The following is a 24,040-nucleotide window of genomic DNA, read 5'->3' as shown; positions in this document are numbered from 1 at the left end:
CAGTCGGAGGAATAATCCGACCGTTCACAGCGTCCTCGCTGTGCGCCTGCCCATCAAATGACCGGCAGGACTTTTCAAAGGAACCTCGTCCCAGCGAATGCTGGAGACGGGGTATCAACAAATTTTGGCGTTGATTTTTGGCACGCTGTTGAGTTCTCAAGGAACGGACGCTTCCTTTGTACTCACCCTCTCGGGCTTTCCTCCGGGCGCTTCCCTTCGGTCTTGCTGTTTTGCGTTTCCGACTCTATCAGATCGTTTTCCGATCCGTTTTCCTCGGTTCCGCTTCGCTTTCCGGCCTTTCGGCTTTCCGGCGAGTCCGACTCTATCAGATCCTTTCGGGCCTGATTCCCAGTCAGAGGGGCTTGTCTTCGCGGCTGTTGGGCCGTTCCGACGTTCCAAACTTTAGCGGATTCCCAGCCCCCGAGCTAATCGGGGGTTCGGAATTGAATTCGGGCATGCCGAACAGAATCCCGGTTGGGTGATCGTGCTGAGATTGGGTGCCGCTTGAGCGGCGGATGTACTGCCGAAGAACCGTTACGGCTCCGTGGCAACCCGAGGTACCTTACGGACCGGGGGAGGCCGTGTCAACCCTCCCCTTGCCCGGCTTCAGGCCAGGTCGTTGAGGCGGCCGCCGGCGTCCGGCTGGGCGTCCTCCACGCGGCGCAGAAGACGCGTGAGGACCTCGCCGAGGGCGCTGCGCTCCCCTGGGGTGAGGTCCTGGAGGAGGTCCTCCTCGAAGACCGAGGCGAGGCGCATCGCCTCCAGCCACTTTTCGCGGCCCTCCGTGGTCAGCTCCACGATGACCCGGACACGATTGTTCTCGTCGCGGTCGCGGGTGACCAGGCCCTCCTGGACCATGCGGTCGATGCGGTGGGTCATCGCGGCGGGGGTCAGACCGAGGCGCTTGGCGAGGTCGCCGGGGCCCAGGCGGTACGGATCGCCCGAGAGGACGAGTGCCTTGAGGACCTCCCAGTCGGTGTTGCTGATCCCGATCTCCGCGGTCTGGCGCCCGTACGCCACGTTCATGCGGCGGTTGAGTCTGCCGAGCGCCGAGACGATCTGCTCGACCTGGGGGTCGAGGGCATGGAACTCGCGCTGATACGTGGCGATCTGCTCTTCGAGCGTCGGCTCGGCAGCCGGTGCGCCTTGGGTGTCCGCCATGGCGCGAAGTATGGCACGGGAGTGATTGGCGTTGAAGTCCTTGCGTGTGTACTCTTTAGCTTCGAACTTTACCTTCTAAGTCTTCAGTACTAAGACCCGGACCAGTGCGCCGGGCCAGCGAAAGGGCAGGTGAACGTGGTCAGGGCGATGGGCGCCGCGATGCGCCGGATTCAGGTGGGCAGCGCGCTGAGCGCGTTCGGCGTCGGCTTCACGGTTCCGTTCCTCTATGTGTATGTGGCGGAGGTCCGGGAGCTCGGAGCCGGAGCGGCGGGGATCGTGCTGGCCGCCTTCGCCATGGCCGCCCTGGTCGTCCTGCCCTTCACCGGTCGCGCCATCGACCGGCGCGGCCCGCTGCCCGTGCTCGTCGCGGCCTCGGTCGTGGCGTCCGTGGGAGCGGTCGGTCTCGGGTTCGCCACGTACGAACCGGCTGCCATCGTGGCCGCCGCGGTGCTCGGTGCCGGGACGGCGGTGCTGCAGCCGGCCCTCGCGACCATGATCGTGTGGTGCTCGGCACCGGAGACCAGGACCCGGTCCTTCGCGACGCAGTTCTTCCTGCAGAACCTGGGCCTCGGCATCGGCGGGCTCATCGGCGGCCAGATCGTGGACGAGTCCAGGCCGGACAGCTTCCTGCTGCTCTTCTCCATCGAGGCCGTGATGTTCCTGGTGCTCGCCGGGATCGTGCTGACCGTGCGGATGCCGCATTCGCCGGCGCTCGGCGAGGCCGTGCCGAAGGGCGAGGGCCAGGGCGGCATGCGGGCGCTGCTCGGGCACCGGGCGATGATGCAGCTGTGCGTGCTCGGGTTCGTGTTGTTCTTCGCCTGCTACGGGCAGTTCGAGTCGGGGCTGAGTGCCTACGGGGTCGAGGCGGCCGGGATCTCGGCGTCCACGCTCGGGATCGCGCTCGCCGCCAACACGGCGATGATCGTGATCGCCCAGTTCGCCGTGCTCAAGCTCGTCGAGCGCCGGAAGCGGTCGCGGGTGATCGCCGCGGTGGGGCTCATCTGGACCGTCGCGTGGCTGGCGGCCGGGTATGCGGGGATCGGGCACGGCAGCCAGGCGATGGCGACCGCCGCGTTCATCTCCACGTACGCGCTGTTCGGTCTCGGTGAGGCGATGCTGTCGCCGACCGTGGCGCCGCTCGTCGCCGATCTCGCTCCGGCCGGCATGGTCGGCTCGTACAACTCGGCCTTCGCGCTGGTGAAGCAGCTCGCGCTGGCGGTCGGGCCTGCCGTGGGCGGGCCGATGGGCGCCGCGCTGCACGGGCCGTACATCGTGACGTTCGTGCTGTTCTCGCTGGCCATCACCGTGCTCGCGCTGCGGCTCGGCAAGCGGCTCACGCCGGTGCAGGACCAGCCGTCGCTGGCCGGCAGCCGTGTGGTGATGCAGAGCTCACCGGAGCCCGCCGCCGCCACGTCCGGCTGAGACGTCACGCCGGGGGCGCCCCCTGAGCCTTGCCCTGGGGAAGCACGAACTCGCACCACACCGCCTTGCCGCCGTCCGGCGTCCGCCGCGAGCCCCAGTTCGAGGCGATCGCGGCGACGATCGCGATGCCACGGCCCGCCTCGTCCGCCGCTTCAGCACGACGGCGGCGCGGCAGGTGGTCGTCGCCGTCGGTCACCTCGATGATCAGGCGGCGGTCCGTGCGGCGCAGGCGCAGGCGCATCGGCGGGGTGCCGTGCTGGAGGGAGTTGGCGACGAGTTCGCTGGCCGCGAGGACGCCCAGCTCGTGGAGTTCGTCGGCGAAGCGCCAGCTGGTGAGGACGCCGGACGCGAAGGCACGCGCGCGTGGGGCCGCCTCCACGCCGCCGAGCAGCTCGAGCGCCGCGTTGCGGAAGCGCTCGCCCTCGATGCCCTTGCGGGCCGGGTGCTGGACGACCAGGACCGCGACGTCGTCGTCGTGATCGGCCGTGACACCGGCCGCACGGATCAGGCGGTCGCAGACCACCTGGGGTGTGCCGGTCGCGCCCGCCAGCGCGTTCTCGAGCGCGGCCACCCCCTCGTCGATGTCCTCGTCGCGCCGCTCCACCAGGCCGTCGGTGTACATGACCGCCGTGGATCCGGCGCCGAGCGGCACGGAGCCCGAGGCGTGCAGCCAGCCGCCGGTGCCGAGCGGGGGTCCCGTGGGCTCGTCGCCGCGGTGGATCGTGCCGTTCTCGTCGCGTACGAGGATCGGCAGATGGCCCGCGGACGCGTAGACGAGGCGGCCCTCGTTCGGATCGTGGACTGCGTAGACGCAGGTGGCGATCTGGTGCGGGTCGATCTCCGTAGCGAGGCCGTCCAGTAGTTGGAGCACCTCGTGCGGGGGCAGGTCCAGGCGCGCGTAGGCGCGGACCGCGGTGCGGAGCTGGCCCATGACCGCGGCCGCCCGGACGCCGCGGCCCATGACGTCGCCGATCACCAGGGCAGTACGGCCGCCCCCGAGGGTGATCACGTCGTACCAGTCGCCGCCGACCGCGGCCTCGGTGCCGCCGGGCTGGTAGGTGGCCGCGATCCGCAGATCGTCCGGCTCCTCCAACTCCTGGGGCAGGAGCGAGCGTTGGAGTGTGACCGCCGTCTCGCGCTGTTCGCGCTCGCTGGTGCGCAGGCGCTCCGCCGCCTCGGCGTGGTCCGTGACGTCGGCCGCGAAGATCAGCACGCCGGGGCCCTCCGCGGTCTCCAGCGGGGTGCACGTGACGGTGTACGAGCGGCCGCCTGACGTCTTGCGGGACTTGACCGTGCGGGGCTTGCCGCTGCGCAGCACCTGGTCGAGGAACGGGAGCAGGCTGAGCTCGTCGAGCTCGGGCAGCGCCTCGTGGGCGGGCTCGCCCGCGGTGCGCTCGCCGAAGGCCGCGACGTAGGCGTCGTTGACGTACGCGATGCGGTGCTCGGGGCCGTGCACCACGGCGACGAGGGCGGGGATGCGGTCGAGGACCTCGCGTACGGGCAACTCGTCGACGCAGCCCTCCTCGACGGGGTCCTCTTCGGACACATGCTCGGCGCGGGCAGCGGGGACCGCGCCGTCGGCCCGCTGGGGTCCGCCGTGGTCGGCCCGCGCCGCCGCGCGGCGCTGCGTTCCGGGGAGCCGGGCGCTCCAGCGCGTGAAGTTCACAGGGGAAAAGCCTCGTGGGGTCGAGGGCGGGCGAGGGGCCCGCCCAGGGTCGTGGACCAGTCTGGCCGACCGTACTGACAAACGTCAGACGCCGGTCCGCGAGCGGGGGTTCCGCGCTCCGGTCACCAGTGCTCCGTCGGGGACGTCAACAACACGCTCAGGGCGACCCCTTCGGGTTCTCCGGGGGCCCTTGCGGGGTGTCGCGGGAGGGCCCTCCAGATGGGTCCGTAGGAGGGACCGCTCCGGCCGCGAGTTCGAACTCGGCGCGGGGCTGTTCCAGTGAGCCCAGCGAGACGATCTCTCGCTTGAACAGACCGGAGAGCGTCCATTCGGTCAGGACACGGGCCTTGCGGTTCACGGTGGGCACCCTGCTGAGGTGGTAGACGCGGTGCATGAACCAGGCAGGGTAGCCCTTCAGTTTGCGGCCGTAGACGTGCGCGACGCCCTTGTGGAGGCCGAGGGAGGCCACCGAACCCGCGTACGCGTGCTCGTAGTCGGTGAGCGGTTCGCCGCGCACGGAGGCCGCGATGTTGTCGCCGAGGGTGCGGGCCTGGCGCACCGCGTGCTGCGCGTTGGGCGCGCACTCCTTGCCGGGCTCGTCCGCGGTGATGTCCGGGACCGCCGCGGCGTCGCCCGCTCCCCACGCGTGCGGGGCGCCGTCGACGGCGAGCGTGGCGGTGCACTTGAGGCGGCCGCGTTCGTTGAGCGGCAGGTCCGTGGCGGCGAGCAGCGGACTCGGCTTGACGCCAGCCGTCCACACGACCGTACGTGTGGGGAAGCGCGAGCCGTCGCTGAGCACCGCTACGCGGTGCTCGCAGGATTCGAGCCGGGTCTCCAGGCGTACGTCGATGTTGCGGCCGCGCAGTTCGCGGATCGTGTACTGGCCCATTTCCGGGCCCACTTCGGGCAGGATCCGGCCGCTCGCCTCCACGAGGATCCACTTCAGGTCCTCGGCCTTGATGTTGTGGTAGTACTTCGCCGCGTATCGCGCCATGTCCTCCAGCTCGCCGAGCGCCTCCACTCCCGCGTAGCCACCTCCTACGAAGACGAAGGTGAGCGCCGCGTCGCGGATCGCCGGGTCGCGTGTGGAGGAGGCGATGTCGAGCTGTTCGATGACGTGGTTGCGCAGGCCGATGGCCTCCTCGACGGTCTTGAACCCGATGCCGAAGTCGGCGAGCCCGGGGACCGGGAGCGTGCGGGAGACCGAGCCCGGCGCCAGGACCAGTTCGTCGTAGGTGAGGGTGGCCGCGCCCGTCCCCTCCTCGTCGCTGGCCAGCGTGGTGTACGTGGCCGTGCGCTTGGCGTGGTCGATGGAGTGCGCCTCGCCGACGATCACCTGGCACAGGTCGAGCGCGCGGCGCAGCGGGACGACGACATGGCGCGGCGAGATCGATCCTGCGGCGGCCTCCGGCAGGAAAGGCTGATAGGTCATGTACGGGTCGGGGGTGATCACGACGATCTCCACGGCACCGCTCTTGAGCTCCGGTTTGAGCTTCTTCTGGAGTCGCAGAGCCGTGTACATCCCGACGTAACCGCCGCCGACTACAACAATGCGCGTACGCCTCGGGGGTACGGGGGTCGTCCCCCGGAAGATTGCAGTCCTCACCCTCCCATGACGCATCGGGCCCATCCGTTTGTCCACAGCCTCGACCATTTGTATGACGACCGGAAGTACCCCTCCTGGACGGGCGGGCGACCCGCGCGCGCGGGAGGTGCCCAGGTCAGCGTCCGGAGCGGGGCCCTGGGCCGGGGCGCGGAGCGGCGGGGCCGTCATGGCGAAATCCCGCGCGTCCTCCTTTCGAGGGGCACCCGGTGCGGAACCTGCCCCTTCTGAATTGCCCCCGGCTCAACTATGTTCGTCTCTTGTCGGGGTGTCTGGGGGGATACGCGGGCGATCGGGACGCGGTCCCGGAAATCGCTGTCTGTTCCGCTGGCTCCGACAGACAATGGCGGGGAGTGTCTCCGGGGGGAGACGTCATTACCGGGGGAACACATATGCACATTCAGGACTCTCATTGGACCTCAGCCTCTGCCGTCGCGCCCTCTGGCGCGGTCGCGGGGGCCAACGGGCGGGGTGCGGGCGACAGTTCGCGCTCCACGCCGCTTCGTGTGGACGCACAGCGCAATCTTGAGCATGTACTGCGCGCCGCCAGGGAGGTCTTCGGCGAGCTGGGGTACGGGGCGCCCATGGAGGACGTGGCGCGTCGCGCGCGCGTCGGGGTGGGCACGGTGTACCGGCGCTTTCCCAGCAAGGACGTACTGGTGCGGCGGATAGCCGAGGAGGAGACCGCGCGGCTGACCGACCAGGCGCGCACGGCGCTCGGCCAGGAGGAAGAGCCGTGGTCGGCGCTCTCGCGCTTCCTGCGGACCTCGGTCGCCTCGGGTGCGGGCCGGCTGCTGCCTCCGCAGGTACTGCGGGTGGGGGTCGCCGACTCCGACGAGGGCGGGCGGGACGAGCCGCGCGTGCCCGAGCAGCGTGTCGCGACACCCGAACTGCGGCTCGTCGAGCGGCAGCCGGCGGCCGGCGGCGAGAGCCTGCCCTCGTACGACACGGGGGCCGCGGCGCTCCTCGAGGTCGTGGGCCGGCTCGTGGACCGCGCCCGGGAGGCCGGTGAGCTGCGCACCGACGTGACCGTGTCGGACGTGCTGCTGGTCATCGCGACGGCGGCCCCGTCGCTCCCGGACGCCGTACAGCAGGAGGCGGCCTCCGCACGGCTGCTCGACATCCTGCTCGAAGGGCTGCGGTCGCGGCCGGCGTGACCGGTCGACGTGACGGGTCGGCGTGACCGGTCGGCGTGACCGGTCGGATCAACGGGCCCGATCAACGGGTCCGATCCTCACCGAACCGACGGAGTGACCGCGAGTCGACCACACAGTCACTCGCGGTCAACTCTCGTTTACGGCACGGTGGTTGATGCTTCCCCGAACGAGTGATCCTTAGGGGTCGAGCACGCGAAATCTCCACGGATGAGTGGTTGCGGTGCAGCAGCTACTTCGGGGGCCCGTGCGTGTGGCACTCTTTCCCGGTGATCGGGTCAGAGTGGGCGGTCGGGGGCATTCCGCAATGAGCGTTGACGGGCGGGACGAGCAGCGGCCCGAGGGCGGCGGGACGAGCGCGGAGAGTGCGCCGCCGCAGCAGGTGCCGAGCCAGGGCGGTCCGGGGCGCACGCCCACCGAGCAGCCGGACATCCAGACATCCGTGCCGCCTCAGCGCGAGGGCGGCTCACCCGGCGGCGTCGACGGCGAGGCGCCGTCCTCCGATGCCGACCTGATCGCCCGCATGCGCGCGGGCGACGACAGCGCCTACGAAGAGCTGTACCGCCGCCACTCCGTCGCCGTGCGCCGCTACGCCCGCACCTGCTGCCGCGACGGGCACACCGCCGACGACCTCACGGCCGAGGTCTTCGCCCGCACCCTGCAAGCGGTGCGCAGCGGCAGCGGTCCCGAGCACGCGGTGCGCGCCTATCTGCTGACCACGGTGCGCCGCGTGGCCGCGGGCTGGACGAAGTCGGCGAAGCGCGAGCACCTCGTCGACGACTTCGCCGTGTTCGCCACACAGGCCGCCCGCTCCTCCGAGACCCTGGACGACGACACGCTCGACCTGGGCGCCGACGTCCTCGCGATGCACGAGGCCGAGCAGTCGATGGCCATGCAGGCCTTCCGCTCGCTGCCCGAGCGCTGGCAGGCCGTGCTGTGGCACACGGAGGTCGAGGAGGAGTCGCCCAGCGAGGTCGCCACGCTCTTCGGGCTCGACGCCAACGGCACGCGCGTGCTCGCCAAGCGGGCCCGCGAGGGCTTGAAGGAGGCCTACCTCCAGGCCCATGTCTCGACCACGCTCACCCAGTCCGAGGAGTGCGCCCGCTACGCGGACCGGCTCGGCGCCTACGCGCGCGGCAGCCTGCGCACGCGGGCGGAGCGGGGCCTGCGCAAGCACATGGAGGAGTGCGCCAAGTGCCGGCTCGCCGCCGGCCAGATCAAGGAAGTCGCCAGCGGTATCCCCGGTGTCGTACCGATCGCGGTCATCGGCTGGTTCGGCGCCGCTGGGTACGCGAAGGCCGCGGCGTTCATCGGCGGTGGCGCCGCGAGTGCGGCGGGCGCGGCCGGGGCCGGTGCGGCCGCGGCGTCGGGCGGCGGCTCCACGAGCGGTGGCGCCGCCGGCGGCGCGGCCTCCGAAGGGCTCGGGGCGCCCGCGAAGGCGGGGATCGCGGCCGGTGTGGTGGCCGCCGGTACCGCCGTCGCGCTGGCGATGGCGCTCACCGGTGACCCGAAGCCGAAGCCGGAGGCGCGAGAGAAGGCGCCGCCGCCCGCCTCGCAGCCGATCGAGCCGAAGAAGCCGAAGCCCGAACCGAAGAAGCCGAAGCCGGAGCCGAAGCCCCCGGTGGCCAAGCCGACGCCGGTACCGCCGAAGCCCTCCCCCAAGCCGACGCCGAAGCCCACGCCCAAGCCGACGCCCCCGAAGCCGAAGCCGAAGCCGCCGGCTCCCAAGCCGACGCCGCCCAAGCCGACGCCGAAGCCGACGCCTCCGCCCGCCCCGGCCGTTTACCAGGTGAACAAGCTGCAGTACGACACCCTCGGGGACGATTCGAAGCCGGAGATCCGCCTCGGCGAGAGCAGCTGGGTGTGGCAGCGCTACGGCATGTCGATCGCCGACAAGCAGTACGCGAACGGGGTGTCGGTGCACTCCCGGTCCTCCGTCACCATCGACCTCAACCGAAGCTGCACGGCGTACGACGCCTATGCCGGTGTCGACGACATGACGCTCGGTCTCGGCGCCGTCCGGTTCTCCGTCTACGTCGACGGGGCGCGGGCCTGGAGCTCGTCCGTGGTCAAGGGCCGTGACCCCGCTGTGCCGGTTCATGTGAACGTGGCCGGGGCCAAGTCGATCCGGCTCGTGACCGAACCGGACAGCCCGGCCGACTCTGTGGCGGTCGCCGACTGGGCGGAGTCCCGCTTCACGTGTAGCTGATCACCCGGCGTCAGTCACCCGAATCGGTACCGGCGCCGGCCTCCAGCTCCGACAGGAGCTGCTCGTGCGTGAGCGTGCTGCCCGCCGCGTGCTCGGCCTCGTACCGTGCGTCGCCCAGTTCCACCCGCGCGCGGTCCTCCACCACCTCGTACTCCTCGCGCTCCGGCATCGACCTCGGCAGACCGGCGCGCATCACGTCGGCTGCCGCGAAGAGGCGCACCGCGCGTGCCATGTCGCCCACGCGCGCGTGAAGTGCGGCTCCGACGTCGACGAGGCCCGCGGTCACCAACTCGGCCGTCTGCCCCAGGACCTCGTCGCGCAGCAGGCGGACCACCTTCCGGAGGCCGGCCCCGGCCCCCGACTCCGCCGCCGTGACGCGCGCGTCGACCACGCCGAGGGCCGCGACGAACTGCGGTGGCGGGGTGCCGCCCTCGGCCACCGCGCGCGAGGCGTCGCAGTGCTCACGCGCGGCGGCCACGTCACCGTCCGACAGAGCGAGGTACGCCCGCAGCAGCCGGGCGAAAGCGGCGGTGTCCACCACCCCGTACCGCTCCGCCTCGTCGGTCGCCATGTCGAGCGTCTTCTGCGCGGCGTCCCGGTCGCCCGCGCGGAAGGAGATCTCCGCGAGGCGCGCCATGAGGAACGGCGACTCGGCGTACGCCCCCACTTCGTAGGCGAGCAGCAGCGCCTCCTCGTACTCTCCCTTCGCCTCCTCGAACCGGCCGCGCCCCATGGCGGCCTCGCCCGCCGCGCTGCACACCTGGGCCCGTATCCAGCGGTCGCCCACCCGGCGGCTCAGCCCCCGCAGCTCGGCGAGGTCGTCGTCGACGCCGCTCATGTTGCCCGGCATGTCGACCGCCATGTGCGCGCGGAACATCAGGGTGACGCCGAGCTCCCAGTCGCCGCCGTAGCGACGGCAGTTGGCGACGGCGGCGTCCAGGTCGGCGCGCACGTCACGGCCGTCGAGCAGGAACAGCGTGAACGGCCAGATGATGCCGGGGAAGCGGGCGCCCTCCGGGTTGGGCGGCGCGAAGACGGACTGCACGCGCAGCGCGTACGCGCGCCGTTCCGCACTGGCGACCGCGCTGTGCGGGTAGACCTCGGACAGCAGGAAAAGGGAGAGCAGCCGCAGATTCATCTGCGGCCAGTACATCGGGTCTTCGGTGTCCTCGGTGTCTTCGATGTCCTCGGTGTCTTCGGAGAGCGCATCGTCCGGCAGCATCTTCACGATGCGCTCGACCCAGTTCGAGCCCTCGTGGCGGTAGTTGCGCAGCCACCAGAACCAGCCCATGTGCAGCGCCAGGGCGATCGCCGACTCCAGATCGGCGGGTTCCGGCCCTGAGGTGACGCGGGTCAGCGCCGCGCGGATGTTGTCCAGCTCCGCCTCCAGGCGCTGGATCCACGGGAGTTGCTCGGCGGAGCGCAGCTTGGGGTCGGCCGCCTCGACCAGCGCGCGCAGGTGGGCGATGTGCCGCCGCTCGGCCCCTTCCCGGAGCTCGGGGTCCTGCGCGGCACGCTCCGTGGCGTACTCGTGGATGGTCTCCAGCATCCGGTAGCGCATGCCCGCGCCACGCTGCTCCTGGTGGGGTGCGGCGACGAGCAGGGACTTGTCCAGGAGGGAGCCGATGACGTCGGCGACCTCGCCGGTGGAGCACACGGCCTCCGCCGCTTCCAGGTCCCAGCCGCCGGCGAAGACGGAGAGCTCGCACAGGGTGCCGCGCTCCCCCTTGTCGAGCAGGTCCCACGACCAGTCGACGACCGCGCGGAGGGTCTGCTGGCGGGGCAGCACCGTGCGGCTGCCGCCGGTCAGCAGGCGGAAGCGGTCGTCGAGCCGGTCCGCGATCTGGCGGGGCGTGAGCAGTCTGAGGCGAGCCGCGGCCAGCTCGATGGCCAGCGGCAGCCCGTCGAGGCGGCGGCAGATCTCGGCGATGGCCGCCTGATCCTGGCTGGGGTCGAAGCCGGGGCGGACCGCTGCGGCCCGTTCGGCGAACAGGCGGTGGGCGGGGTCCGGAGGCAGCGGCTCGACGGGGCGCACGGACTCCCCCGGAACGCCGAGGGGTTCGCGGCTGGTGGCGAGGATCGTGAGGCCGGGGCAGCGCGTGAGGAGGGTCTCGGCGAGCTGGGCCGCGGCGCCGATGACATGTTCGCAGTTGTCAAGGATCAGGAGCAGGCTGCGGTGGGCGCAGTGCTCTACGAGGAGGCTGGTCGGATCGGTCTGCGGGCCCGACAACTCGTTCGTCATCAGGACCGTCTCACGCAGGTCCAGTGCGCTGACCACCGCGCCCGGCACCGCCAGCGGATCGTCGAGCGGCGCCAGCTCGACCAGCCAGGCCTGGGAGAGCGGTGCCGCGGCCTCCTCCGCCAGACGGGTCTTGCCGGAGCCCCCCGGACCCGTGAGGGTGACCAGACGTGCTCCTCGCAAGTGCGAACGGATGGCGGCGAGTTCGAGTTCCCGCCCAACGAACGAATTCAAGCGGGGGCGGAGATTCCCGGTTCGAGCCGGGGGCCGCTCAAGCCCCTGCGGCACGTCAAGCCCCCGCATTTCAAGCCCCGCCGTTGGACGAGAGCCAGCGGGGTCCGGGGCAGAGCCCCGCGACCGCAACCCCGGGTGGGCGGCAGAATCGGCAGGCGCCAGCAACTCCGCATGCAGCGCGGCAAGTTCGGGCCCGGGATCCGCCCCCAACCCCTCCACCAACACCCGCCGCGCATCCTCAAAGGCGGCCAGCGCATCCGCACTCCGGCCGGAGTCCCGCAGCGCCCGAATCAAAAGGGCCCGCATCGGCTCGTCGTACGGATGCGCGATGGTCAGCTCCCGCAGCTCCGGTACGAGGTCGAGGGCGCGGCCCAGGCGCAGATCCGCCTCCACGCGCGCGCGGATGGTGTCCTGGCGGCGGGCCTCGTGCCGGGTGGCGGCCGTGTGGTCGGGGAGGTCGACGAGGGCCGGGCCGCGCCACAGGGCGAGCGCGTCCCGCAGCGTCCGGGCGGCGGTCTCCGGGGCGTCCGCCGCGAGGTCCGCGGCGCCCTCGCGGGCCAGGCGCTCGAAGACGTACAGGTCGATGTCCTCGCGGCGCGCGGCGAGGCGGTAGCCGCCGGCCTCGGAGGTGACCGCCTCCCTGCCGAGTGCGCGGCGGAGCCTGCCGACCAGCGCCTGGAGGGCGGCCGGGGCGTCGGCGGGCGGGTCGCCGGCCCAGACGTCGCCGATGAGCGCGTCGGTCGGGGCGGTGTGCGGGGTGTGCAGGGCCAGGGACGTGAGCAGGGCGCGCAGCCGCGGGCCGCCCACGGGCACAGGTGTGCCCTGGTCGTCGTATGCCTGTGTGGTGCCCAGGATCTTGTACTGCACTGAGGCATTGTCGCCGCTCGGCGGCGGGAGGGCCCAGTTTTTTGCCCGCTGCGGGAGTTACCTGGGCCCCGCCCCCAGGGCGCGCTCCGGGACGACGCTCCCCGTCGGCACCGCACGCGCGCGTGCCGGGGTGCCGGTCCAGCAGGTGCCGCGACGGGAGAGGAGGCGGCGCAGCCACAGTTCGAGGGCGACCAGGTCCGCCAGACCGTCGAGCGGCAGCGGCTCGCCGTCGGCCGCGGCGCGCAGGGCCTTGCGGACCACGCGGGCCTCGATCAGGCCCGTCTGTGCGAGCAGCGGCGTGTCGAAGAGGCCGATCAGGTGGTCCGCCGCGAGGCGGAGCCCGGCGCGGGTCGCCGCGGACGACGAGGCGTGGGAGGGCGCGCCCCAGCCTGCCGGCAGTTCGCTGACGCCGGCGCCTTCGAGGACCCGGCGCAGGATGTCGGCGCGGGCTCCCGGCTGGACGCGCAGCGCCTCGGGCAGGGCGCGGCAGGCGCGGACGACCTGGTTGTCGAGGAACGGGGCGTGCAGGCGCTGGAAGCGGACCTCGGCGGCCTGTTCGAGGATGCGCAGGTCCGCGGCGTGCCGGGCGAGGACCGCGCGGGCGCGGAACTCTCCGGGGCGCTGGCCGGGACCCGGCCCCGGACGGGTCTTGCCGTCGTGCAGGCGAACCGATACTTCAGCGAGCGCCTCTCCGGTCAGCCAGCGCGCGGCGGGCCCCGGTCTCGCCCAGGCGAGGGCGGCGAGCGAGGCCCCGACGGCGCCGCCCGGCTCCTCGAAACTGCGCTGGAGGAGTCGGCTGGAGAGCCCTTCGAGGCCCGCTTTGTAGGGCGTACGGGCAAGTTTTCTGGCCGCTCCGTAGACGCGCGCGGGCACCGTGAAGGAGCCGTCCGCCTTGGTGAGTGCCGCCATGGGGCGCACCATGTGGCGTCGGCGCCGGTCCATCAGCAGGTCGGCCAGGCGTGCGGGGTGGGCGTCCAGGACCTGTCGGGCCCCGTACCCGGTGAAGTGGTCGGCGCTGCCGGAGACGAGGCGTGCGCGGTGCCGTGCGGCCGTGACGAGGGACGGGCTCGGCTCGTCGGTGAGCGGCCCGTCCAACTCGGCGTACGGGAGCGCCTCTTCACCTGCCGCCACCACTACGTGGTGGAGGCGTGGGTTGGCGGCGAGCACCCCGGCTCTCTCCAGCTCCGACTCGTGCTGGTCCGCCCGCGACGAGCGGTCGTTGAAGGTGACCGCCAGGAGGCGCTCGCCCGCGCCCGTGCCGTGCCCGAGGACGGTGCCGGGCATTCCGGGCAGACCCGCCGCGAGGAGGGCGAGGGTGCCGGACGCCGGCCCACCGGAGACGTCGGCGCCGATGCCGGGCACCGGCATCCCGCGGGCGGCCCGGCGCTCGGCGGGGCCCATGCCGGGCACGGGTCCGGGGTCCAGGTCGGTGCCGGGCACGTGCCGGGGCGCCGCGAGGCGGGTCCGCACGGCCTCGACGAGGGCGTCCCTGACGCCGTCCACGGCGCTCTCCGGGTCGACGGCGCCCGCACCCACCGCAAGGGACGCCACGGGCTCGTAGCCGGCGATCTCGCGGGCCCCGGCGCGCAGGATCAGCGCGTGGCCCGGCGGGATGCGGTGCACGCCCTGGTAGGGCGTCGAGTCGTGCAGCGCCTCCGGGACGTCGGGCGCCGCGAGGAGCGCGGCCAAGTGCCCTACATCCAGGTTGGCTTCGATCAGGTCGGCGAGCGGGAGCGCCGCCGTCGCGTACGCGGTGCCGCCCGCCCAGGGGGTGTGGAACACGGGGCGCGCGCCCGCGAGGTCGCCCACCACCGTGACGCGGCGGCCGACTTGGACCACGGCCGTGTAGCTGCCGGGCCAGGCCGTGAGGTGGCGCAGGGCGCCGCCGCGCGCCGCGAACAGGCCCACTCTCAGCTGCTCGTCGGAGGCACCGCACACACCGAGGACCGCGATCCTCGTCCGGTCGTCGGCCCGCACGATGCGTACTTCGTCGGGGCGCCAGTCACCGACCGCCCACAGCGGATCCGGGTCGCCCCACAGGAGTTGGGAGCCCACCGGGTGTACCGTTTCGCCTTCCGTTCCCGTGGCACCCGCGGAACCGAGGGCAACGGGCCCGGAGGTGGCACTGCTCCACCCCACCAACCAGCGCATCGCCGCCTCCACAGGCTGTGGACAACAAAGGGATCCCCATGCTGCCACGAAGGCGGCCCCAAAGAGGGGACACGGCGAAGGGAGGGAGCGGGCGGGAAGTGGCGTACGCTCCCCCTAATGCGCCCCTTTTGAGCCGTGGTTGAACCGTGGTACGACCCGGGCGAGTTCGGATTCCAGGGGCGAGATTCGGCCAAATCGGCCGTCGATGGCCGGAGCTGAACACCCCGCTTCGGCCACAGCGCGCAACGCACAGTCCGGGAGGCGGAGTTCGCCTCCCGGACCGGTCCGCCGCCCGCGGGGATGTAGGCGGCGGTGTCCCCCAGCCCACCGGATCCAGTACAGCGGGCCGACCCACGCAGGTCCCATGCAACCGCCGCCCTGTCGCCCGGGTAAGAGCGCACGCACAGGCGCACGGCACCACGCCCGGAGCACACGGTCACACGGCGTGGCCTGCGCCGTACTTCCGTACGGACAACAATCCCGCCATCCGGAATGCCGACCCTTAACGCTTGGGATGCGGCGAACTACGCTGTGTGTACGAATGCCGCGCGGTTATGCCAGGCCGAAACAGACGGTGTGGTGCCCGGCGCGGCAGCCGTCTGTGTCGAGGGGTGGCTCATGTCCAGGGAGCAACGCGGGCCGAACGAAAAGCTCGGTGCCGTCCTCGCCCTCGCGGGAATCAGCAACGCAGGACTCGCCCGCCGCGTCAACGACCTTGGTGCACAACGGGGATTGACGCTCCGCTACGACAAGACGTCGGTGGCGCGCTGGGTGTCGAAGGGCATGGTGCCGCAGGGCGCCGCCCCGCACCTCATCGCTGCCGCGATCGGCCAGAAGCTCGGCCGGCCCGTGCCGCTGCACGAGATCGGCCTGGCCGACGCGGATCCCGCGCCCGAGGTGGGCCTGGCCTTCCCGCGTGACGTACGGGCGGCGGTGAAGTCGGCGACGGAGCTGTACCGGCTCGACCTCGCCGGGCGGCGGGCGGGCGGCGGCATCTGGCAGTCGCTGGCCGGCTCGTTCGCCGTGAGCGCGTACGCGACGCCCGCGTCCCGCTGGCTGATAACCCCGGCCGACTCCTCCGTAGCGCGAGAGGCGCACCACGTAGAGGAGGGCTCACCCCAGAAGGTCGGCCACAGCGACGTGCAGAAGCTGCGCGAGGCCGCCGAGGACGCGCGGCGCTGGGACTCCAAGTACGGGGGCGGCGACTGGCGTTCGTCGATGGTGCCCGAGTGCCTGCGGGTGGAGGCGGCGCCGCTGCTGCTCGCCTCGTACTCGGACGAGGTGGGGCGCTCGCTGTTCGGGGCGGCGGCCGAACTGACGCGGCTGGCCGGGTGGATGGCGTTCGACACCGGGCAGCAGGAGGCGGCGCAGCGCTACTACATCCAGGCACTCAGGCTCGCGCGCGCGGCCGCGGACGTGCCGCTGGGCGGCTACGTACTCGCCTCCATGTCGTTGCAGGCCACCTACCGCGGGTTCGGTGACGAGGGCGTCGACCTCGCGCAGGCCGCCATCGAGCGCAACCGCGGCCTTGCGACGGCCCGGACCATGAGCTTCTTCCGGCTCATCGAGGCACGCGCGCACGCGCGCACCGGTGACGGGCACGCGGCCGGGGGCGCGCTGCGGGCCGCCGAAGGGTGGCTCGAGCGGGCCCGTGACGGTGACACCGACCCTTCGTGGCTCGGCTTCTACTCGTACGACCGGTTCGCGGCGGACGCGGCGGAGTGCTACCGCGATCTGAAGGCGCCCCGTCAGGTGCGGCGCTTCACGGAGCAGGCGCTGTCGAAGCCCACGGAGGAGTTCGTGCGCTCGCACGGCTTACGTCTCGTGGTGTCGGCGGTCGCCGAGCTGGAGTCGGGGAACCTGGACGCCGCGTGCGAGCAGGGGACCCGGGCACTCGAGGTGGCCGGGCGGATCTCGTCCGCGCGCACCACCGAGTACGTGAAGGACCTGCTGCACCGCCTGGAACCGTACGGCGACGAGCCACGGGTAGTGGAGCTGCGAGAGCGGGCACGCCCGCTGCTGATGGCTCCGGCGTAGGCGGATCAAGCCCCGCCGTTCGTACGAGAGCCAGCGGGGTGCGGGGCAGAGCCCCGAGGCGTGGGAGGACAACGGCCGCAACGCAAACCCAGCCGGTGCGGAGCCGATTGTCAGTGGGGTCGGGCAAGATGCTGAGTGTGTCGGGAGTGGAGGTGAGGCCCGTGGGGGCGGCTGCGTATGACGGGGACGTACTGGTGGTCGGCGGGGGAATCGTCGGACTCTCCACCGCGTACGCCGTGTCGCGGGCGGCGCCGGGTACCCGGGTCGTCGTCCTCGAGAAGGAGGAAGGCCCGGCCCGGCACCAGACGGGGCGGAACAGCGGGGTCATCCACAGCGGGATCTACTACCGGCCCGGCTCGCTCAAGGCCCGGTTCGCGGTGCGCGGCGCTGCCGAGATGGTCAAGTTCTGCGCGGAGTACGGGATCCCGCACGAGGTCACCGGGAAGCTGATCGTCGCCACGGAGCGGGAGGAGCTGCCCCGCCTGCACGCCCTCGTCCAGCGCGGCCGGGAGAACGGGATTCCGGTGCGCGAGCTCGGATCCTCGCAGATCCAGGAGTACGAGCCGGAGGTGCGCGGCCTCGCCGCGATCCACGTCGGGACGACGGGGATCGTCGACTACAGCGCGGTCGCCGAGCTGTTCGCCGAGGCCTCCGGGGCCGAGATCCGGTACGGGGCGGACGTCGTGCAGGTCGACCGGCGTGCGGACCGGGGCGTCGCCGTGCGGACGAGAGCCGGCGACGTGGTGCGCGGGCGGGTGCTCGTCAACTGCGCGGGGCTGCGCTGCGACGAGGTGGCGCGGTTGACCGGGGACGACCCGGAGATGCGCATCGTGCCGTTCCGGGGCGAGTACTTCGAGCTCGGGCGGCCCGACCTGGTGCGCGGGCTCGTCTACCCCGTGCCGGATCCGGCGTTCCCGTTCCTCGGGGTCCATCTGACGCGGGGGATCGACGGCGGCGTGCATGTGGGGCCCAACGCGGTGCCGGCGCTCGCGCGTGAGGGCTACGGGTGGGGGGTCGTACGGCCTCGCGAGGTCGGCGGGACGTTGGCGTGGCCGGGGTCGTGGCGGATGGCGCGGCGGCACTGGCGGTACGGGGCGGGGGAGGTCCACCGGTCGCTGTCGAAGTCGGCGTTCACGAAGGCCGTGCGGAGGCTGGTGCCCGGGGTCGTCGCGGAGGACATGGTGCCGGTGGCGGCGGGGGTGCGGGCGCAGGCGGTGTTGCGGGACGGGACGCTTGTGGATGACTTTTTGATACGTGAGGGTGATCGGGCGGTCCACGTGTTGAACGCGCCTTCGCCTGCGGCGACCGCGTCTTTGCCGATTGGGCGGGAGATCGCCGAGCGGGTCTTGCGGTTGGTGTGACCTCGGCCTGCGCCGGGGTTGACGTCGCGGGGTTCTGCCCCGGGCCCCGCGCCTCAAGCGCCGGCGGGGCTGGAAAGGCCACAGGGTCTTGGCGAGCCCGTAAAATCGACCCCACTGTGTCTGAGTCGTCTGAAACCCCCGTATCCGCCGCCCGCCCCAACGAGCCCCGGTTTCCCGAGGGGCCCCGGCCCGACCCGGCCGGGTCGCACCACGAGCACCGCATCCGGAGCTTTCAGCCCCGCCGCGGCCGGGTCACCGACGCGCAGGCGGATGCCTTGCAGCGGCTGTGGCCCAAGTGGGGCCTGGACATCGACGGGCGGCGCAGGCTCGACCTCGCGGAGATGTTCCCCGGTGTCGAGCGCGTCGTCCTGGAGATCGGCTTCGGTATGGGCGAGGCCACGGCGCAGATGGCGCAGGACGATCCGACGACCGGCATCCTCGCGGTCGACGTGCACACGCCCGGCCAGGGCAATCTGCTGAACCTGGCGGACCGCGCGGGAACCGACAACGTACGGGTGGCGAACGGCGATGCGATCGTGCTGCTGCGCGACATGCTCCCGGACGACTGCCTCGACGGGCTGCGCGTGTACTTCCCCGACCCCTGGCCCAAGAAGCGCCACAACAAGCGGCGGCTGATCCAGGCCGAATTCCTCTCGCTCGTGGGCGGGCCGCTCAAGCCGGGTGCGCTCGTGCACTGCGCGACCGACTGGGAGGACTATGCCGAGCAGATGCTTGAGGTGCTGACCGCCCATCCCGACTACGAGAACGCGGTCGAGGGCGGCGGTTATGCGCCCCGTCCCGAGTTCCGTCCGCTCACCCGCTTCGAGGGCAAGGGCCTGGACAAGAGCCACGTGGTCCACGACCTGCTGTTCCGGCGCCGATAGCCCCAAGGGCGGGTCCGGGCCGGATGTCCTCGGCCCCGTCGCGGTGGAGCGGATCCCTCGTTAGGGTCAATTGGTGGCCTCGTATCCCGTCTATCCGCATCCGCAGGACCACGTCCTCGGCGCGCACCCGAGCGGCGCGGTTCCGCATCCGCGCTGGTGGGAGCGGAAGGGCGTGCGGGCCACCGCGCTGGCGACGCTGCTCGCGGTCTCCGGGGCCGTGATCCTCGCCCTCGTCCGCGAGCAGACCGGCACCGAGGGGTTCCTGGTCGGGCTCGGGCTCGCCGTGCTGCCCGTCCCCCTCCTGATATCCGCGTTCCGCTGGCTGGACCGCGTACAGCCGGGACCCTGGCGGAACCTGATCTTCTCCTTCGCCTGGGGCGCGTGCGCGGCGGCGCTGATAGCGATCGTCGCCAACAGCTTCGCGACCCGCTGGATAGAGACCGCGACCGCCGACCCGTCGAGCGCCGACACCCTGGGCGCCACCGTGATAGCCCCGGTCGTCGAGGAGTCCGCGAAGGCAGCGGCCGTGCTGCTCGTCTTCCTGTTCCGCAGACGGGACTTCACCGGAATCGTCGACGGCGTCGTCATCGCCGGGGTCACCGCCACCGGCTTCGCGTTCACCGAGAACATCCTCTATCTCGGCAACGCCTTCGGCACCGACCAGCTCGCCGGCACCGGGCCAGGACTGACCTCGGTCACCGCCGCCACCTTTTTCGTGCGCGTCGTGATGTCCCCGTTCGCGCACCCCCTGTTCACGGTCCTCACCGGCATCGGCTTCGGCATCGCCGCCGCGATGGCGCCGGGCCGCGGCCGACTGCGCCGGATGCTGCTCCCGCTCGCCGGGCTGCTCGCCGCGATGGGCATGCACGCGTTCTGGAACGGCTCGTCGTCGTTCGGCGAGTACGGCTTCTTCGCGGTGTACGCCGCGTTCATGGTCCCGGTGTTCGGCGTGCTCACCTGGCTCGCGGTGTACGTACGCCAGCGCGAGCTGCGCACCATCCGCCAGGAGTTGCCCGCCTACGTCGCCGCGGGCTGGCTCGCCCCGCCGGATCCGTTCGCGCTCGGCTCGCTCAAGGCGCGGCGCCTGGCCCGCGACTTCGCCACGCACTACGGAGGCCGGGCGGCCGCGACGGCGGTCGCCGAGTACGAGGACCACGCGACGTCCCTCGCACTGCTGCGCCACCGCGGCCGCAAGGGCAGGGCCGGCGCGGACTACGTCGTACGGGAGCGGGAACTCCTTGAGGCGCTGTGGGCGCGGCGCCACTACGCGCGCCCGGCGCTCGCGTACGGCTCCCAGATCGCGACGCCGATGTGGCTGCCCCCGGTGTACGCGGTCCCACTGGCGCAGGGACCCGCGTACACCTACGACAACAACCCGTACCGCTACTGAGACGCCGCCGTGAGCCGGTCGAGCTCCGGCTGCGTCAGCTCCACGTCCGCCACCGCGAGCAGCGCCGGGAGCTGTTCGGTGTTCCGCGCGGACGCGATCGGCGCCGTCACCGTGGGCTGCGCGGCGAGCCAGGCGAGGGCGACCGTGGCGATCTCGGCGTCGTGCGTCTGCGCGATCTCGTCGAGCGCGGTGAGTACCCGCTGCCCGCGCTCGGTCTCCAGGTGCTTGCCGGCGCCGGCGGCCCGCGCGCTGTCGACCGTCACGCCCGGCCGGTACTTTCCGGTCAGGAAGCCGGACGCGAGCGCGTAGTAGGGAACGGCCCCGAGGCCGCCGCGCGCGGCGACGTCCTGCAGCTCACCCTCGTACGTGTCGCGCGAGACGAGGTTGTAGTGCGGCTGGAGCGCGACGTAACGGGCGAGGCCCTCGCGGTCGGAGAGGTCGAGGGAGTCCTGGAGGCGCTGCGCGGAGATGTTCGACGCGGCGATGTGGCGTACCTTGCCCGCCTTCACCAGCTCGTCGAGGGCGCCGATGATCTCCTCGACCGGGACCTCGGGCTTGTCGTAGTGCGTGTAGTACAGGTCGATGTGGTCGGTGCCCAGGCGCTTCAGGGAGGCGTCGGCCGCTGCCTTGATGTTGGCCGCGGACAGGCCCTGGAACTCGGGGTGCTGGCTGCCCTTGGTGGCGATGACGACGTCGTCGCGGCGGCCACGCGAGGCCAGCCACTTGCCGATGACGGTCTCCGACTCACCGCCCCGGTTGCCGTCCACCCACGCCGAGTACACGTCGGCGGTGTCGATGAAGTTGCCGCCCGCGGCGACGTACGCGTCGAGCACCTCGAAGGACGTGGCCTCGTCGGCGGTCCAGCCGAACACGTTGCCACCCAGGGACAGCGGGAAAACCTCGAGGTCGGAGGTGCCGAGCTTGCGCAGAGAAGGAGAGGAAGTCATGCCCCGACTCAACACCCGTACGGAATACGGTATTCCGCGATCACGCCGGAAATCGCCTCAAGAGACCCAAGCGGCCCAGTAATGGGCAAACCGGCAGCCCAGGCGTCGGGGGGTGAGCGCCAGGACTGCCGGAGTTCACCGGCTCAGAGCCCGCGAACAGGCTCTCAGGGAGAGGCTCTCAGGGAGAGGCTCTCAGGGGGTGAGGCCCTTTTCGCGCAGCCACGATGCCGGGTCGACGCCGGTGGACTGCCCGTCGGGGTGGACCTCCAGGTGGAGGTGCGGCCCGGTGACATTGCCCGTGGCGCCCACGCGGCCGATGACATCGCCGGTGCTGACCTTCTGGCCCGCGCTGACATTGAGCGAGGACTGGTGGCAGAACCACAGCTCCGTGCCGTCGTCGAGGGTGAGCACCGTGCGGTAGCCGTACGCGCCTGCCCAGCCGGCCTCCGTGACCGTGCCGGAGTGGATGGCGCGGATCGGCGTACCGGTGGAGGCGGCGAAGTCGAGGCCCGTGTGGTACCCGGAGGACCACATGGAGCCGGGCTGGCCGAAGGTGCCGGAGAGCGTGTACGAGGCGACCGGGAGCTTGAAGCTCTTGGCCAGCTTGGCGAGGCGCTCGGCCTCGGCCTTGCGGCGGGCCTCCGCCTCGGCCTTCTTCTTCTCGGCGAGCTCCTTGGCCTTGGCCGCGTCCTGCTTGGCCGCGGCCTCGGCGGCGGCCTGCTTCGCGGCGGCCTCCTCGGCGGCCTGCTTGGCGGTGGCGTCGGCCGCGTCCTGCTGCGTCTCGGCCTGCTGCATGATGCGGGCCCGCAGCGCCTCGCCGGCGCCGGTCTGCCCGTCGGCGGCCTCGGCCTGAGTGATACCGGCGCCGCTCAGCGGGGAGGCCGTGGCGCCGGAGTCCGCGTCGGAGTCCGAACCGTCGGACATCAACGAGCCCACGCCCGGCAGCGACTTGGCCTCGGGCAGCGAGTCCTTGACCGCCGACAGGTCGGGCATGGATATGTGGACGGCAGGCTTGCCGCCCTGTGCGGTGGCGATGCCGCCCGCGCCGACGGCGGCGACCACACCGACGCCGAGAACGGTGGAGCTGCGCGCGAATCCACCACGGCGGCGGGCTACGCGATGCCTGCCGCGGACGGAGGAGACGGACTCCTCGGTGGGATTCCACTCCTCCCAGGTCTCCTGCTCGACACCGAAGTCGTCTTCGGGTCCATAGAAGAAGTCTGGGGCAGGCCGGTTCGACGCCACGGGGGCGCTCTCCTTTCCTTCCTTCTCGCCTACCGGGTTAGCTGACGGGTTCGGAGCAGGAAGGTCTCCTACCGACATCGCGAGCTTCAACGATGTCCGATTCACCCCAAGTTGATGGTTCCCCGGTTCCCTTGCGGGATTAAGCGTGTGCGCACGGAGCCATCTCTTGTGACGGCTGGGACGACCGCGCTGCGTTATCGAACGTTAATAGACAGCAGACAGTAATTCCAAGCGCTTCCCACTGATCGTTCACGACTCTGGCCAGGACTTATCGGGACACCAGGGGGCGGATCGGGGCGAGTTGATCGCTCACCACAAACGTCCATCCAACTGATGGTGCGTCAATTGTTATGCGGAGCGACGCCGTTCGACTACGGTCGGCTACCACAGGTAACAACGATCAAGGAACTCAGCCCCGCCGCACGGCGAGCAGCGCCATGTCGTCCTTCGTCCCGTCGCCGGTGTGCGCGCGGACCTCCGCGGCGAGGGACGCGAGAAGTTCCTCGGGCCCCGGGAAGACACGTCCGGAGAGCCGGGCCGCCGGATCGTAGAAGCGGCCGCTCGCGTCGCGCGCCTCGGAGAGCCCGTCGGTGTAGAGCAGCAGCGTGGCCGCGGACGGGAACGCCGCCTCCACGGCCCGGTCCGGCCAGCTGCCGAGTTCGCTCATGCCGAGCGGCAGCGCCGCCTGGCACGGGTCGAGTGCGCGCACGGTGCCGTCGCCGAGCAGCAGCAGCGGGCTGGGGTGACCGCGGTTGAGGACGCGGACGAGCTCGACGCCGTGCGGGATCTCGACGAGCACCGCGGTGGTGAAGCCCTCGAAGTCGTCGATGCCGCTGCGCCGGGTGCCCTCGCGGGCCAGGGCCCGCTCCAGGCGCTGGGCGACCGCCTCCAGGGAGCCCTCCTGCTCGGCGGCCTCCCGGAACGCGCCGATGACGACGGCGACCGCGGCGACCGCCCCCATGCCCTTGCCGCGTACGTCGCCGACGATGATCCGGATGCCGTGCGGGGTGTCCTGGACCGCGTACAGATCACCGCCGATGAACGCGTCGGCCTGCGCCGCCTCGTAGCGCGCCGCGATCACGAAGCCGCCGAGCCGCTGGGCCGGCCGGGGCAGCACCGCGAGCTGCGCGGCCTGCGCGATCTCACGGGCGGAGGCCAGCTGCTCGTAGCCGCGGTACACGATCCGGTTGATCACACAGGCCAGGAGGCAGACGGTGGCCACGGTGACGATCTCGGTGACGAACACGGAGTCGAGGTTCCCCGTGTAGCGCAGGTGCACGGTGACGATCGCCCCGATCGACACGACGCCCGTCAGGATCGTCGCGCCGAGCGAGAAGAAAGGGGCGGCCACCAGAGGCGCCGCGCTGAACAGGGGGGCGCCGGGGAAGCCGCTGGGGGTGACGTACTCGTAGATCGCGCCGCCGATGACGAGCAGCAGGGGCAGCATCCGCAGGAAGAGACGGACGCTCA

At 71.8% G+C, this 24,040-nt stretch carries 15 protein-coding genes and 1 riboswitch; of the genes, 7 read left to right on the top strand and 8 right to left on the bottom strand.

Annotation, left to right across the window (positions count from 1 at the left end):
- Positions 1 to 606: 606 nt before the first annotated feature.
- Positions 607 to 1,161, bottom strand: coding sequence for a MarR family winged helix-turn-helix transcriptional regulator (locus ACIRHA_RS20905; RefSeq protein WP_403847651.1), 555 nt, complete (start codon positions 1,159 to 1,161; stop codon positions 607 to 609).
- Positions 1,162 to 1,308: 147 nt separating this feature from the next.
- On the opposite strand from ACIRHA_RS20905, the gene ACIRHA_RS20900 reads away from it, so the two are divergent.
- Entirely contained in the window at positions 1,309 to 2,583 is a 1,275-nt protein-coding gene (locus tag ACIRHA_RS20900) for an MFS transporter (protein ID WP_403847719.1), read from the top strand.
- 4 nt (positions 2,584 to 2,587) lie between these two features.
- Here ACIRHA_RS20900 and ACIRHA_RS20895 read toward each other — a convergent pair whose 3' ends face one another.
- Entirely contained in the window at positions 2,588 to 4,249 is a 1,662-nt protein-coding gene (locus ACIRHA_RS20895) for a SpoIIE family protein phosphatase (RefSeq protein ID WP_403847648.1), read from the bottom strand.
- A gap of 157 nt (positions 4,250 to 4,406) precedes the next feature.
- Complete coding sequence (locus tag ACIRHA_RS20890) at positions 4,407 to 5,870, bottom strand: NAD(P)/FAD-dependent oxidoreductase (protein WP_403847645.1); 1,464 nt, start codon at positions 5,868 to 5,870, stop codon at positions 4,407 to 4,409.
- Positions 5,871 to 6,244: 374 nt separating this feature from the next.
- On the opposite strand from ACIRHA_RS20890, the gene ACIRHA_RS20885 reads away from it, so the two are divergent.
- Positions 6,245 to 7,009, top strand: coding sequence for a TetR/AcrR family transcriptional regulator (locus ACIRHA_RS20885; protein WP_403847642.1), 765 nt, complete (start codon positions 6,245 to 6,247; stop codon positions 7,007 to 7,009).
- Between the two features lie 304 nt (positions 7,010 to 7,313).
- On the top strand, positions 7,314 to 9,215 hold the full coding sequence (locus ACIRHA_RS20880; RefSeq protein WP_403847639.1) for a sigma-70 family RNA polymerase sigma factor: 1,902 nt from the start codon (positions 7,314 to 7,316) through the stop codon (positions 9,213 to 9,215).
- 10 nt (positions 9,216 to 9,225) lie between these two features.
- On the opposite strand, the gene ACIRHA_RS20875 is transcribed toward ACIRHA_RS20880, so the two are convergent.
- Together ACIRHA_RS20875 and ACIRHA_RS20870 are read right to left on the bottom strand one after the other, a co-directional pair.
- The gene (locus tag ACIRHA_RS20875; RefSeq protein WP_403847636.1) at positions 9,226 to 12,555 is read right to left on the bottom strand and encodes an AfsR/SARP family transcriptional regulator; all 3,330 of its coding nucleotides are present in this window, start codon (positions 12,553 to 12,555) and stop codon (positions 9,226 to 9,228) included.
- A 57-nt stretch (positions 12,556 to 12,612) separates the two neighbouring features.
- Entirely contained in the window at positions 12,613 to 14,706 is a 2,094-nt protein-coding gene (locus tag ACIRHA_RS20870; RefSeq protein WP_403847633.1) for an asparagine synthase-related protein, read from the bottom strand.
- Between the two features lie 618 nt (positions 14,707 to 15,324).
- On the opposite strand from ACIRHA_RS20870, the gene ACIRHA_RS20865 reads away from it, so the two are divergent.
- The 4 genes from ACIRHA_RS20865 (at position 15,325) to ACIRHA_RS20850 (ending at position 20,378) form a co-directional block, all read left to right on the top strand.
- Positions 15,325 to 16,743, top strand: a complete 1,419-nt coding sequence (locus tag ACIRHA_RS20865) for an MFS transporter (protein ID WP_403847631.1) — start codon at positions 15,325 to 15,327, stop codon at positions 16,741 to 16,743.
- A gap of 128 nt (positions 16,744 to 16,871) precedes the next feature.
- Positions 16,872 to 18,104 carry an L-2-hydroxyglutarate oxidase gene (lhgO, locus tag ACIRHA_RS20860; RefSeq protein WP_403847628.1) on the top strand — a complete coding sequence of 411 codons (1,233 nt, stop codon included), beginning with the start codon at positions 16,872 to 16,874 and terminating at the stop codon, positions 18,102 to 18,104.
- A 116-nt stretch (positions 18,105 to 18,220) separates the two neighbouring features.
- The gene (gene trmB / locus ACIRHA_RS20855) at positions 18,221 to 18,988 is read left to right on the top strand and encodes a tRNA (guanosine(46)-N7)-methyltransferase TrmB (RefSeq protein ID WP_403847625.1); all 768 of its coding nucleotides are present in this window, start codon (positions 18,221 to 18,223) and stop codon (positions 18,986 to 18,988) included.
- Positions 18,989 to 19,061: 73 nt separating this feature from the next.
- A complete protein-coding gene (locus tag ACIRHA_RS20850; RefSeq protein ID WP_403847622.1) occupies positions 19,062 to 20,378 on the top strand; it encodes a PrsW family intramembrane metalloprotease in 1,317 nt (438 codons plus the stop codon).
- Here the strand turns inward: ACIRHA_RS20850 and ACIRHA_RS20845 are convergent.
- The 3 genes from ACIRHA_RS20845 to ACIRHA_RS20835 all read right to left on the bottom strand — a co-directional run bounded on the left by ACIRHA_RS20845 (position 20,372) and on the right by ACIRHA_RS20835 (position 24,017).
- Positions 20,372 to 21,325, bottom strand: a complete 954-nt coding sequence (locus tag ACIRHA_RS20845; RefSeq protein WP_403847619.1) for an aldo/keto reductase — start codon at positions 21,323 to 21,325, stop codon at positions 20,372 to 20,374. The genes ACIRHA_RS20850 and ACIRHA_RS20845 overlap by 7 nt on opposite strands.
- A 192-nt stretch (positions 21,326 to 21,517) precedes the next feature.
- Positions 21,518 to 22,570 carry a M23 family metallopeptidase gene (locus ACIRHA_RS20840; protein ID WP_403847616.1) on the bottom strand — a complete coding sequence of 351 codons (1,053 nt, stop codon included), beginning with the start codon at positions 22,568 to 22,570 and terminating at the stop codon, positions 21,518 to 21,520.
- 11 nt (positions 22,571 to 22,581) lie between these two features.
- Positions 22,582 to 22,726, bottom strand: a riboswitch (cyclic di-AMP (ydaO/yuaA leader).
- A 253-nt stretch (positions 22,727 to 22,979) separates the two neighbouring features.
- Entirely contained in the window at positions 22,980 to 24,017 is a 1,038-nt protein-coding gene (locus ACIRHA_RS20835; RefSeq protein ID WP_403847717.1) for a PP2C family protein-serine/threonine phosphatase, read from the bottom strand.
- Positions 24,018 to 24,040: the final 23 nt, after the last annotated feature.

The sequence above is a fragment of the Streptomyces sp. NPDC102360 genome (genome assembly GCF_044766085.1).
Lineage (GTDB): Bacteria > Actinomycetota > Actinomycetes > Streptomycetales > Streptomycetaceae > Streptomyces.
This window is presented reverse-complemented; position numbering and strand designations above follow the sequence as displayed.